Source organism: Streptomyces sp. NPDC088707, from assembly GCF_044752725.1.
In the GTDB taxonomy this organism is placed as follows: Bacteria; Actinomycetota; Actinomycetes; order Streptomycetales; family Streptomycetaceae; genus Streptomyces.
Map to the genome: position 1 here is coordinate 133,288 of NZ_JBIVLV010000005.1, position 12,309 is coordinate 145,596.

The 12,309-nt window shown below is 72.5% G+C and carries 11 protein-coding genes; 6 read left to right on the plus strand and 5 right to left on the minus strand.

Annotated elements, in window-relative coordinates; all coding sequences use genetic code 11:
* Positions 1 to 69: 69 nt before the first annotated feature.
* Positions 70 to 1,146, minus strand: coding sequence for a nicotinate-nucleotide--dimethylbenzimidazole phosphoribosyltransferase (cobT, locus tag ACIP84_RS17075; protein WP_355956766.1), 1,077 nt, complete (start codon positions 1,144 to 1,146; stop codon positions 70 to 72).
* A gap of 45 nt (positions 1,147 to 1,191) precedes the next feature.
* Positions 1,192 to 2,394 (minus strand): bifunctional adenosylcobinamide kinase/adenosylcobinamide-phosphate guanylyltransferase, encoded by a 1,203-nt coding sequence (locus ACIP84_RS17080; RefSeq protein WP_401798443.1) that lies wholly within the window; start codon positions 2,392 to 2,394, stop codon positions 1,192 to 1,194.
* Positions 2,395 to 2,485: 91 nt separating this feature from the next.
* Here ACIP84_RS17080 and ACIP84_RS17085 point away from each other — a divergent pair, with 91 nt between their 5' ends.
* Entirely contained in the window at positions 2,486 to 2,692 is a 207-nt protein-coding gene (locus ACIP84_RS17085; RefSeq protein ID WP_030314349.1) for a hypothetical protein, read from the plus strand.
* A gap of 115 nt (positions 2,693 to 2,807) precedes the next feature.
* Here ACIP84_RS17085 and ACIP84_RS17090 read toward each other — a convergent pair whose 3' ends face one another.
* From ACIP84_RS17090 to ACIP84_RS17100, 3 genes are all read right to left on the minus strand, one after another.
* Positions 2,808 to 3,875: a S1C family serine protease gene (locus tag ACIP84_RS17090; RefSeq protein WP_401798444.1), complete on the minus strand. Its 1,068-nt coding sequence runs from the start codon at positions 3,873 to 3,875 to the stop codon at positions 2,808 to 2,810.
* Positions 3,876 to 4,001: 126 nt separating this feature from the next.
* Entirely contained in the window at positions 4,002 to 4,778 is a 777-nt protein-coding gene (locus ACIP84_RS17095) for a methyltransferase domain-containing protein (RefSeq protein WP_355956760.1), read from the minus strand.
* 65 nt (positions 4,779 to 4,843) lie between these two features.
* On the minus strand, positions 4,844 to 5,446 hold the full coding sequence (locus tag ACIP84_RS17100) for a DUF3043 domain-containing protein (RefSeq protein WP_055599508.1): 603 nt from the start codon (positions 5,444 to 5,446) through the stop codon (positions 4,844 to 4,846).
* Positions 5,447 to 5,718: 272 nt separating this feature from the next.
* Between ACIP84_RS17100 and ACIP84_RS17105 the strand changes: the two genes are divergently transcribed.
* The 5 genes from ACIP84_RS17105 to ACIP84_RS17125 all read left to right on the plus strand — a co-directional run bounded on the left by ACIP84_RS17105 (position 5,719) and on the right by ACIP84_RS17125 (position 12,268).
* Positions 5,719 to 6,525, plus strand: coding sequence for a PspA/IM30 family protein (locus ACIP84_RS17105; RefSeq protein WP_073916660.1), 807 nt, complete (start codon positions 5,719 to 5,721; stop codon positions 6,523 to 6,525).
* Positions 6,526 to 6,608: 83 nt separating this feature from the next.
* Complete coding sequence (locus ACIP84_RS17110) at positions 6,609 to 6,887, plus strand: hypothetical protein (protein WP_401798445.1); 279 nt, start codon at positions 6,609 to 6,611, stop codon at positions 6,885 to 6,887.
* A 116-nt stretch (positions 6,888 to 7,003) separates the two neighbouring features.
* A complete protein-coding gene (locus ACIP84_RS17115) occupies positions 7,004 to 8,248 on the plus strand; it encodes a sensor histidine kinase (RefSeq protein WP_401798446.1) in 1,245 nt (414 codons plus the stop codon).
* Entirely contained in the window at positions 8,245 to 8,934 is a 690-nt protein-coding gene (locus ACIP84_RS17120; RefSeq protein ID WP_073916662.1) for a response regulator transcription factor, read from the plus strand. The genes ACIP84_RS17115 and ACIP84_RS17120 overlap by 4 nt, the downstream gene beginning before the upstream one ends.
* A 187-nt stretch (positions 8,935 to 9,121) precedes the next feature.
* Entirely contained in the window at positions 9,122 to 12,268 is a 3,147-nt protein-coding gene (locus tag ACIP84_RS17125) for an efflux RND transporter permease subunit (protein WP_401798447.1), read from the plus strand.
* Positions 12,269 to 12,309 lie beyond the last annotated feature (41 nt).

A 12,309-nucleotide genomic window follows, 5' to 3' on the forward strand; every position in this document is an offset into this window, starting at 1 on the left:
GACGCCGGAGACGGCCACGCGCGCGTCGCGCGTGACCGCCTCGGAGTCGATCGTTCCCGTCCCCCGACCTCAGGCCGCCGCAGCGCCCTCGTCGTCCGGAGTGGTCGGATCCGGACGCTCGGGCAGCTCTGCGGCGAACGCCGCCGCGGCCTTGACGAGGGGGAGTGCGAGCAATGCCCCGGTTCCCTCACCCACATGGACGCCGTGGTCCAGCAGAGGGTTGAGTGCCATCCGGTCCAGCGCCTTCGCCTGCGCCGGCTCCCCGCTCACCTGACCCGCGAGCCACCAGTCCGGCGCCCGGAACGCCGCACGCTGGGCCACCAGCGCGCACGCCGCACCCACCACACCGTCCAGGATCACCGGCATCCGCCGCACCGAGGCCTGCAGCAGGAAGCCCGTCATCGCGGCCAGATCCGCCCCGCCGACCGCCGCGAGCAGCTCCAGCTGATCACCCAGGACCGGCCGGGCCCGCCGCAGCGAGTCCCGGATCGCCGCACACTTCCGCATCCACGCCAGATCGTCGATCCCGGCGCCGCCCCGGCCCGTCACCACGGAGGCGTCCGTACCGCAGAGCGCCGCGATCAGCGTGGCGGCCGGCGTCGTCCCACCGACGCTCAGATCCCCGAGCACCACCAGATCGGTACCCGAGTCCGCCTCCTCGTCGGCGATCGCGATCCCGAGCCGGACCGCCGCCTCGGTCTCCTCGACCGTCAGCGCGTTCTCCACGTCGATCCGGCCGCTGCCGCGCCGCACCCGGTGCCGTACCACCTCGGCGGGAAGCAGCTCCGGGTCGCAGTCCAGACCCGCGTCCACGACCCGGACCGGCACGTCCGTCGACCGGGCGAGGACCGCGATCGGGCTCGCCCCGTCCAGGACCGCGCGCACCAGCTCGTACGCGGTGCCCGCCGGGCGACCCGACACATCGAGCGAGGCCACCCCGTGGTCGCCCGCGAAGAGCACCACCTTCGGCTGCTCGATCGCCCGCACCTTGACCGAGGCCTGCGCGGCCGACAGCCACTCACCGAGCTCGTCGAGCCGGCCGAGCGCCCCCGGCGGCACGGCCAGCCGCTCACGGCGCTCCTCGGCGTCCCGCCGGATCCCCCCGTCGGGGCGCTCGATCAGATCGGAGAAGTCGTCCAGGTTCACGGGATTCCGCCTTGTGGATCAGCGAGGGCCATCGGTGCTCGCACCCTACCCGCGCAGCATGAGCGCCTGACCGGCGACCACGAGGAGGACCTCCTCGCACTCGTCCGCGAACGCCGCGTTCAGCCGGCCCAGCTCGTCACGGAAGCGGCGCCCCGCCGCCGTCGCCGGCACCACGCCCGAGCCGACCTCGTTCGTCACGGCGACGACCGTACGCCGGGTCGCCCGCACCGCCGCCACCAGCTCGGCGGTCCGCTCGCGCAGCGCGCTCTGCCCGCCGGCCGCCCACGTCTCGTCGTCCCAGGCGCCCACCCGGTCCATGGCATCCGTCAGCCACAACGACAGGCAGTCGACGAGGAGCGCCGGCCCTTCCCCTTCGAGCAGCGGTACGAGGTCACACGTCTCGGCGGTACGCCAGGACCCCGGCCGCCGCTCCCGGTGCAGGCCCACCCGCTCCGCCCACTCCGGATCGCCCTCCCGGCTCCCGCCCGTCGCCACGTACAGCACGTCGGGAAAGGTCTCCAGACGCCGCTCGGCCTCCACGGACTTCCCCGACCGGGCCCCGCCGGTCACCAGGGTCCGCCGCGGCACGTCCGGCACCTCGTGGTACTCGCCCACGTACAGCGTCGTCCCGTCCGGCACCGCCCGCGCGCCCGCCGCCGCGAGCCGCCGGTCCAGCTCGGCGCCGGTCGGGGCGTCGTGGTCCAGGTGGACGGCGACGACATCGGTCGCCGGCCCGACGGCCCCGGTGGCCCGCAGCCTGGCCAGCGCGTCCGGCCGACCCGTCACATCGGCGACCACCATGTCGTACGGCACCCGGTGATCGTCCGGGAGCCCCGCAGGGGACCCGCCCGGCGGCAGATAGAGCAGCGTCTCGCCGTCGGCCGAGGTCACCTCGTACCCGGTGCCGGGGGAGTCCATCGGCACCGCCCGCACCCGGTGCCCGGAGATCAGCGTCAACTCCCGTCCGTCCGGCACCCGCCCGGCGGTGGGCAGCCCCGCGGGCACCTCCACCGCGGGCCCGTCGTGGGGATGGGTCAGCAGCACCTGCCGCACGCCCACCAGGGAATGCCCGGACCGCGCGGCGGCGAGAGCGGCCCCCGGCGTCAGATCGAGCAGCAGGGCCCCGTCCACGAGCAGCGCCGTCGCGGCGCGCACCCGTGGCCCGCGGGAGAGCGCGCACACGGCGCAGGAGCAGTCGGGACGGGGCAGTCCGAGCGGGGCGCCGGTGCCGAGCAGAGTCAGTTCCACCCTCAGATCCTCCCGCGCCACCGCGAGCGGTGCGCGCCCGGCTACTCTGCGGGCAGGAAACCGATCATCCGGTGAGCGCCAGGAGGCGGACATGGCATGGACGTGGCGGTTCGAGAAGTCCGACGGCACGGAGGTCGAGCCGGTGGTGACGCCTGAGGAGTTCACCACCCAGGGAGACGCGGAGAGCTGGATCGGCGAGAACTGGCGGGACCTGCTGGGCGGGGGCGCGGACCAGGTGACGCTGTCGGAGGACGGGACGAAGATCTACGGCCCGATGCCCCTGAACGCGGAGGGCTAGAGGAACCCGCGGCGCCCGCACCTTCTGCCCGGTCCCGCACCCCCGTGCGCCGCACCCGGTCGTGCCGCGGACACGGGGTGCGGGTCCGGGCGCGGAAGCCCGGGCCCGGCAAGGGCTACATCTCGCCCAGCGTGACCCGGGCCTCCCGCGTCGCCGTCCCCCGGACGTACGTCACCGTCACCACCTCACCCGGCCGCCGCGCGGCCAACGCCTCCGACAGCGACGTGATCGTCGTGACATCCGTGTCCCCCAGCCGCGTGATCACATCCCCGGGCCTCAGCCCCGCCGCGCCCGCCGCCCCGTCCGCCGGCGCCTCGACCACCGCCACGCCCGCCGGCTCGTAGTCGTCGTCCAGGACCGTACGGCCGGTGATGTTCAGGGCCGCCCGGCCCGAGTCCGTGACCTTGCCGTCCTTGACGATCTGGTCCGCGATCGTCCGCACCGTCGACGCCGGGATCGCGAACCCGATGCCGGCGGCCGAACCGCCGCCCATCTCCGGATCGATCGCCGCGAGCGTCGGGATGCCGATCACCTCGCCGTCCAGGTTCACCAGCGCGCCCCCGCTGTTGCCGGGGTTGATCGCGGCCGACGTCTGGACCATGTTCGCGATGGTCGCGCCCGTGCCGCCGCCCGTCTGTCCCTCGCTGACCGTGCGGCCCGTCGCCGAGACGATGCCCTGGGTCACGCTGCCGGACAGGCCCAGGGGCGAGCCCATGGCGAGCACGATCTGCCCCATGTCGACGGACGCGGAATCGCCGAGCCTGGCCGGCTTCAGTCCCTGCGGCAGGGAATCCATCTTGATCACCGCGAGGTCCTGCTCGGGGTACGAGGAGACGAGCCGGGCGGTGACCGGCTGCCCGCCCGTCGCGGCGGTCACCCTGAAGGACTTCTCCCGGCCCACGACATGCGCGTTGGTGACGATGTGGCCCCTGTCGCCGTAGACGACGCCGGATCCGAGACTCTCACTCGCGTCGATCTGCACGACCGAGGGCAGCACGTTCTTGATGACGGTCTTGTAGTCGTCCTCGAGGTCGTTGGCGGCGAGCGGCGCCGCCGCCTGCGTGGAGCGCTCCGGCGCGGGCGTGCCTCCGCCGCCGGAGCAGCCGCCGACGAGCGCGACGGCGCACGCGGCGGCGGCCAGGGGCAGAAGGGGACGGGCGGCGCGGGCACGGGATACGTCCATGTCCGGAGTATCCGTTTCGGCCCGGCCCCGGGCCCGGCGAGCGCACCCGATCAGGGGTGCGCGACCGCCGGGCGGAGAAGCAGGACGACAGGCAGAAGAGGAAGCAGCGCAGAAGCCGCCGCTCCGTCAGCCCCGTACCCCGCACAGATGCAACAGCGCCGCCACCCGCCGGTACGGCTCCGTCCGGCCCGCCCGGTCCTCGGCGGCGAGCAGCCGCTCCAGCTCCTCGGCGGCCGGCAGGCCCGCATCGGCCGGGACGCTGTCGGTGAAGACCCGTACCCCGTACCAGGCGTGCAGCGGCGCGGCGATCCCGGCCAGCGTCGCGGTCAGCGCGTCGAGGCGGTCGGCCCGTACCTTCACGCCGTTGTCGTCGGTGTAGACGTCCGAGTCGAAGCCGCTCAGCGCGCCGGACCAGTCGCCGGCGAGCCCCGGCCGCATGGCGAGGGCCTCGGCGTTCCGTACGACCAGCGAGAGGAGTCCCCCGGGGGCGAGCATCCGGGCCAGGCCGGCGAGCAGCGCGTCGGGCTCGTCCGCGTACATGAGGACGCCGTGGCAGAGGACCACGTCGAAGCTGCCGGGGAGGAAGTGCACCCCGGTCTCGCGACCGTCGCCCTCGATCAGCCGGACCCGCTCACGGATCCCGGCGGGCTCGGTCGCCAGCGACTCGCGGGCGGCCTTCAGGAGATCGGGATCGGCTTCGAGGCCGGTCACCGTGTGGCCCGCGCGGGCCAGGCGCAGTGCCTGCGTGCCCTGGCCCATGCCGGCGTCGAGGATGCGGAGTCGCTGTCCCACGGGATAGCGGCCGGATATCTGCTCGTCGAGCTGACGGGCGACGATCTCCTGGCGGATGGTGTCGCGCAGCCCGCCGGAACCGGCGGGCCAGTGCACGACGACGGGCAGCACGGGACCGCCCGACTCCGACGTCGCGGCACCGAAGGCGCGCTCGACGGACTCCGAACTGTCGGCGCTCAGGGCCGCTCTCCGCGCTTGACCTGCGGCTTCGGCAGTCGCAGTCGGCGCATCTGGAGCGTACGCATCAGACCGTAGGCGATGGCGCCGCGCTTCGGCTCGTTCGGGAAGCGCTCGTTGAGCTGCTTCCGGAGCCGGATCCAGATGCCGACCGAGTCGATGACGATCAGGATGATCACACCGAGCCAGAGCAGCAGCGAGATGTTCTGCAGCGACCGGTTGGCGTTGCCGAACAGCGACAGCACCAGGATCACCACGGCCATCGGCAGGAAGAACTCGGCGATCGCGAACCGCGAGTCGACGAAGTCGCGCACGAAGCGGCGGACCGGACCCTTGTCGCGGGCCGGCAGGTAACGCTCGTCGCCACTGGCCAGCGCCTCGCGCTGACGGGCGAGGTCCGAGCGGCGTGCCTCGCGCTGGCGCTTGGCGGCCTCCTTGCGGTCGGTCGGCACCGTCGCGGCGCGACGGCGCTGGGTCTGCGCCTCACTCCGCTTCGGGGTCGGGCGGCCCTTGGGGGCCTCGGGGTCGCGGGGCTGCTTGGAAAGGTCCGCCGTCACCTTGTCGGTGGGGGCCTTCTCGTCCTTCGAACGGCTACGGAACACAAAACCCAAGGGTACGGGGTGGCGGGCATGAACCCCATGCCGGGCGGGAACGATCCGCTAACAGAGTGCGTCTACGGCGGTACGTACGCAGGACAGGCGCGGTTTCCCCTAGATCCATCTACTCCCTGCGCGGGAGGGGACGCCGGGCGTAGTCGTCCTTTGGGAGGAGCGCATCCGGCTCCGAACAGTGCGGTAATGGAGACAGGGCCCGTACTGTGGATCCTGTCGAAAAGCTGGAGCCGAAGTCCGTCAGAAGGGGGCGCGCGAAGCCCATGAGCGGTGTCATGAAGCGTATGGGGATGATCTTCCGCGCGAAGGCGAACAAGGCCCTTGACCGGGCCGAGGATCCGCGCGAGACGCTCGATTACTCCTACCAGAAGCAGCTGGAGCTGCTGCAGAAGGTGCGACGGGGCGTCGCCGACGTCGCCACCTCCCGCAAGCGGCTCGAACTCCAGCTGAACCAGCTGCAGGGCCAGTCGGCCAAGCTGGAGGACCAGGGCCGCAAGGCGCTGGCACTCGGCCGCGAGGACCTGGCGCGCGAGGCGCTGTCCCGCCGCGCCGCGCTCCAACAGCAGGTCAGCGACCTGGAGGTGCAGCACCAGACGCTGCAGGGCGAGGAGGAGAAGCTCACCCTCGCCGCCCAGCGTCTTCAGGCCAAGGTGGACGCCTTCCGCACCAAGAAGGAGACCATCAAGGCGACCTACACGGCGGCCCAGGCGCAGACCCGGATCGCCGAGTCCTTCTCCGGCATCTCGGAGGAGATGAGCGACGTCGGTCTCGCGATCCAGCGGGCCGAGGACAAGACCGCCCAGCTCCAGGCGCGCGCCGGCGCGATCGACGAGCTGCTCGCCTCGGGCGCCCTGGACGACCAGTCCGGGCTCGCGAAGGACGACATCCAGGCGGAGCTCGACCGGCTCTCCGGCGGTACGGACGTCGAGCTGGAGCTCCAGCGCATGAAGGCGGAGCTGGCCGGCGGCCCGTCCGCGCAGCAGCAGGCGATCGAGGGCGGCGGCGCGGCCGCGCCGCAGGACGCCGCTCCGCACCAGCAGCCGCAGTCCCACCCGCGTTTCGAGAAGTAGGCGACGAAGGACGACACACGCGTCGTCGGCGACATGCCGGCGGCGTCACGTAGGCGACAGCCCGCGCACAGACAGGACGCGTCATGATCGTACGGATCATGGGGGAGGGCCAGCTGACGCTGGCCGACAGCCACCTCGTCGAGCTGAACAGACTCGACGACGAGCTGCTCGAGGAGATGGAGTCGGGGGACCAGGCAGGTTTTCGGCGCACGCTGAACGCCCTCCTGGACGAGGTCCGGCGGCTCGGCACACCCCTGCCGGACGACGCGCTCGAACCCTCGGAGCTGATCCTCCCCGCTCCGGACGCGGGCCTGGACGAGGTCAGGGAGATGCTCTCCGACGACGGCCTCATCCCCGGCTGACGACCCTGAACGACGGTCCCGCCCACCCCTAGGGGTCGGCGGGACCGCGTGTCTCCCGCCGGGGCCGGGCCGGAGCGGGCACGGCCGCCCCGGCCCGCCCCGTACCGTTGTTGCCCGTGACCCCCACCGGACCCGCCACCGGCACGCTCTTCGCCCGTCTCCGCGACTGGTTCCGCGCGCATCCGCTCTCGTTCGACGCGACGCTCGCGTGCGGCGTGCTCGTCGCGATGATCGCCGGGTCCTTCACCGACCCGCACGGCAGCCCGACCGGGCCGACCTTCGGCGACCGTGTGCCCAGCGCGGCGAGCGTGCTGCTCATGGCGCTGGCGGCCGGCGCCCTGGTGCTGCGCCGGCGCCACCCCTTCCACGTGCTCTGCTTCACGGTGGGGGTCAGCCTCCTGGAGCTGGTCAACGACACCCGGCCCGCCACCGTCTCCATGAGCGCCGTCATCGCGCTCTACACGGTCGCCGCCCGCACCGACCGGCCCACCACCTGGCGGGTCGGCCTCGTCACCATGGCGGTGCTGACGGCCGCGGCCATGGCCTTCGGCCCCACCCCCTGGTACGCCCAGGAGAACGTCGGCCTCTTCGCCTGGACCGGTATGGCGGCGGCCGCGGGAGACGCCGTCCGCAGCCGCCGGGCCTTCGTCGACGCCATCAGGGAGCGGGCCGAGCGGGCCGAGCGCACCCGCGAGGAGGAGGCAGGCCGCCGGGTCGCCGAGGAGCGCCTGCGGATCGCCCGCGACCTCCACGACGTCGTCGCCCACCACATCGCCCTGGTGAACGTCCAGGCCGGCGTCGCGGCGCACGTCATGGACAAGCGCCCCGACCAGGCCAAGGAGGCCCTCGCGCACGTCCGGGACGCGAGCCGTTCCGCGCTCGACGAGCTGCGCGCCACCGTCGGCCTGCTGCGCCAGTCCGGCGACCCGGAGGCCCCCACCGAGCCGGCCCCCGGCCTCGCCGTCCTCGACGGGCTGCTCGACAGCTTCCGCAACGCCGGGCTCCCGGTCGCCCTGGCCCGCACCGACGGGGAGCGGCCGCTCCCCGCGACCGTCGACCTGGCCGCGTACCGGATCGTGCAGGAGGCGCTGACCAATGTGCGCAAGCACGCGGGTCCGGACGCCAAGGCGGAGGTGAGCGTCGTCCGGGTGGGCCGCACCGTCGAGATCACCGTCCTCGACAACGGCACGTCGACCCCCGACCCCGACTCCGTGCCCACCGGCGGCCACGGCCTGCTCGGCATGCGGGAGCGGGTCGGCGCGCTCGGCGGCACCCTGACCGCGGCCCCCCGGTACGGCGGCGGGTTCCGCGTCCAGGCGATACTGCCGGTGACGTCCCGCACGGGGGAGGACCACACATGACGATCCGGGTACTGCTCGCCGACGACCAGGCCCTGCTCCGCAGCGCCTTCAAGGTCCTGGTGAACTCCGAACCGGACATGGAGGTCGTCGGCGAGGCCGCCGACGGCGCCCAGGCCGTGGCCCTGGCCCGCTCCGAGCGGGCCGACGTGGTCCTCATGGACATCCGGATGCCCGGCACGGACGGCCTGGCGGCCACCCGCATGATCACCGCCGATCCGGAGCTCTCCGCCGTACGGATCGTCATGCTGACCACCTTCGAGGTCGACGAGTACGTCGTGCAGTCGCTGCGCGCCGGGGCCTCCGGCTTCCTCGGCAAGGGCGCCGAACCGGAGGAACTGCTCGGCGCGATCCGGATCGCCCACGCCGGCGAGGCGCTGCTCTCCCCGGCCGCCACCAAGGGCCTGATCGCCACGTTCCTGGCCCAGGGCCCCGGCGCGGACGTCGTGGGCGACGGCGGCCGGGGCCGTACCGAGCGGCTCGCCGCGCTCACCGCCCGGGAGCGCGAGGTCCTCGTCCTCGTCGCCGGCGGTCTGTCCAACGACGAGATCGCCGAGCGGCTCGACGTCAGCCCGCTCACCGTGAAGACCCACGTCAACCGGGCCATGGCCAAGCTCGGTGCCCGCGACCGGGCCCAGCTGGTCGTCACCGCCTACGAATCGGGACTGGTACGTCCGAGGGTGGAGTGACCCGGGGCTCCGGCGTACTCCAGACGCGGTATGCGCGGGATAAGGATGTGGACCCGGGGGGCGAGGACTTCCGGGCCTCGATGGCAGATCGTATGGACGGGGGGCACCTCCGGCGGATCCCTCGGATCCGGGCCGGGGTCTTGGCTGCTCCCGCCTGTCGACGAGTACGCCACAGAAGAGAGACCCCATGTCCTGGCTGTCCAGATTCAGCCTCGCGCAAAGGGCCCTGATCGGGCTGATCTCCATCGTCGCCCTGGTGTTCGGGGCGATTGCGATACCGCAGCTGAAGCAGCAGCTGTTCCCCTCGATCGAGCTGCCCATGGTCTCGGTCCTCGCCCCCTACCAGGGTGCCTCTCCCGATGTGGTCGAGAAGCAGGTCGTCGAGCCCCTGGAGAACAACCTCAAGGCCGTCGACGGCCTGAAGTCGGTCACCTCCACGGCCTCCGAGGGCATGGCGCTCGTCATGGCCTCCTTCGACTACGGCGACGAGTCGACGAAGCAGCTCGTCGCCGACGTCCAGCAGGCCGTCAACCGGGCCCGCGCCGAACTGCCCGACACCGTCGACCCGCAGGTCGTGGCCGGCTCCACGGACGACATCCCGACCGTCGTCCTCGCCGCAGCCTCCGACCAGGACCCGCAGGCGCTCGCCGACCTCCTGGACCGCACCGTCGTGCCCGCCCTGGAGGACGTCGAGGGCGTCGGCCAGGTGTCCGTCACCGGCGTCCAGGACCTCCAGGTCTCCGTCACCCCGGACGACCGCAAGCTCGCCGCGGCCGGACTCACGACCATGAAGCTCGGTGAGGCCCTCCGCTCCGGCGGCGGCACCCTCCCGGCCGGCTCCTTCTCCGAGACGGGCAAGAGCCGCACCATCCAGGTCGGCGGCGGCTTCACCTCGCTCAAGCAGATCGAGGACCTCCGCATCCCGGCGGCCACCCCCGGCAAGGGCAAGGCGGTCCGCCTCGGTGACGTGGCCACCGTCCGCCAGGAGGAGTCGCCGCGCGTCTCCCTCACCCGGACCAACGGCAAGCCCAGCCTCGCCGTCATGGCCACCATGGACAAGGACGGCAGCGCCGTCGCGATCTCCGACGCCGTGAAGGAGAAGCTGCCCGAGCTGCGCGCCGACCTCGGCGCGGGCGCCGAGCTGACCGTGGTCTCCGACCAGGGTCCGGCCGTCGCCAAGGCCGTCTCGGGCCTGACCACCGAGGGCGCCCTCGGCCTCGTCATGGCGGTCTTGGTGATCCTGGTCTTCCTCGCGTCGATCCGCTCCACCCTGGTCACCGCGGTCTCCATCCCGCTCTCGGTCGTCCTCGCGCTCATCGTGCTCTGGACCCGTGACCTCTCGCTCAACATGCTGACGCTCGGCGCGCTCACCATCGCCATCGGCCGGGTCGTCGACGACTCGATCGTGGTACTGGAGAACATCAAGCGTCATCTCGGCTACGGCGAGGAGCGGCAGACCGCCATCCTCACCGCGGTCCGCGAGGTCGCGGGCGCCGTCACCTCCTCGACGCTCACGACCGTCGCCGTCTTCCTGCCGATCGGTCTGACCGGCGGCATGATCGGCGAGCTGTTCGGCTCGTTCTCGCTGACGGTCACGGCGGCCCTGCTGGCCTCGCTGCTCGTCTCCCTGACGGTCGTCCCGGTCCTCTCGTACTGGTTCCTGCGCGCTCCCAAGGGCACCCCGGAGGACCTGGCCGAGGCCCGCAGGCTGGCCGAGGAGAAGGAGGAGAAGAGCCGTCTCCAGCGCCTGTACGTGCCGGTCCTGAAGTTCGCGACCCGGCGCCGGCTGACCAGCCTCGCCATCGCGTTCGTCGTCCTGGTCGTCACCTTCGGCATGGCGCCGCTCCTGAAGACGAACTTCTTCGACCAGGGCGAGCAGGAGGTGCTCAGCATCCAGCAGGAGCTGGCGCCCGGCACCGCCCTCGACGCCTCCGACGCGGCCGCGAAGAAGGTCGAGAAGCTCCTCGCGGACACCGAAGGAGTCAAGGACTACCAGGTCAACGTCGGCTCGTCCGGCTTCATGGCGGCCTTCGGCGGCGGCACCGGCACCAACCAGGCCACCTACCAGGTCAGCCTGGAGGAGTCCGCCGACTTCGAGAAGACCCGTGACGCCATCGAGAAGGGCCTCGGCTCCCTCGACGGCATCGGCGACACCAAGCTCGCCGCCGGCGACGGCTTCGGCAGCCAGGACCTGAGCGTGGTCGTCAAGGCCGCCGACGCCGAGGTCCTCGAGAAGGCCTCCGAGCAGGTCCGGGCCGCGATCGCCGGCATCAAGGACGTCACCGACGTCCAGAGCGACCTCTCGCAGTCCGTCCCGCGCATCTCGGTCAAGGTGAAGCCCGCCGCGGCCGACGCCGGCTTCGACTCCGCCTCGCTCGGCATGATCGTCGGCCAGGCCGTCCGGGGCACCCCGACCGCCAAGGCGATCCTCGACGACAGCGAGCGGGACGTCCTCATCACCTCGGCGAAGCCGGTCACCACCCTGGCCGGTCTCAAGGCGCTGCCCCTCGGCCCGGTGAAGCTGGGCGACATCGCCACCGTCGAGCTCGTCCCCGGGCCGGTGTCCATGACCCGGATCGACGGCGCCCGCGCGGCGACGATCACGGCCAAGCCGGTCGGTGACAACACCGGCGCCGTGAGCGCCACCCTGCAGCAGAAGATCGACGCACTCGACCTGCCCGAGGGCGCCACCGCCAGCATCGGCGGTGTCTCCGAGGACCAGTCCGAGGCCTTCCTCAACCTGTTCCTGGCGATGCTCGCGGCCGTCGCGATCGTCTTCATGCTGCTCGTCGCGACCTTCCGGTCGCTGATCCAGCCGCTGATCCTGCTGGTCTCGATCCCGTTCGCGGCGACCGGCGCGATCGGTCTCCTGGTGGTCACCGACACCGCGATGGGCGTGCCGGCGATGATCGGCATGCTGATGCTCATCGGCATCGTCGTCACCAACGCGATCGTGCTGATCGACCTGATCAACCAGTACCGGGCGCAGGGCCTGGGCGTCGTCGAAGCGGTGATCGAGGGTGGCCGGCACCGGCTGCGCCCGATCCTGATGACCGCCCTGGCGACGATCTTCGCCCTGCTGCCGATGGCGCTCGGCATCACCGGCGAGGGCGGCTTCATCGCCCAGCCGCTGGCCGTGGTGGTGATCGGCGGTCTGATCACGTCGACGCTGCTGACGCTGCTCCTCGTCCCGACGCTCTACGCGATGGTGGAGCTCCGCAAGGAGCGCCGCGCGAAGAAGAGGGCGGCGAAGAAGGGCAAGGACATCCCGGAGCAGCCGACGGCGGCGAACACCGGCACGGACAAGGCTCCGCTGGACGCGCTGGACGTCTGACGCGCTGGACCTTCCAGGACGCACGTGTACGCCGAAGGGCG

Coding starts and splice junctions, on each gene's coding strand:
- ACIP84_RS17085 (WP_030314349.1), top strand. CDS start 2,486: ATGGCATGGACGTGGCGGTTCGAGAAGTCCGACGGCACGGAGGTCGAG.
- ACIP84_RS17090 (WP_401798444.1), bottom strand. CDS start 3,875: ATGGACGTATCCCGTGCCCGCGCCGCCCGTCCCCTTCTGCCCCTGGCC.
- ACIP84_RS17105 (WP_073916660.1), top strand. CDS start 5,719: ATGAGCGGTGTCATGAAGCGTATGGGGATGATCTTCCGCGCGAAGGCG.
- ACIP84_RS17110 (WP_401798445.1), top strand. CDS start 6,609: ATGATCGTACGGATCATGGGGGAGGGCCAGCTGACGCTGGCCGACAGC.
- ACIP84_RS17120 (WP_073916662.1), top strand. CDS start 8,245: ATGACGATCCGGGTACTGCTCGCCGACGACCAGGCCCTGCTCCGCAGC.
- ACIP84_RS17125 (WP_401798447.1), top strand. CDS start 9,122: ATGTCCTGGCTGTCCAGATTCAGCCTCGCGCAAAGGGCCCTGATCGGG.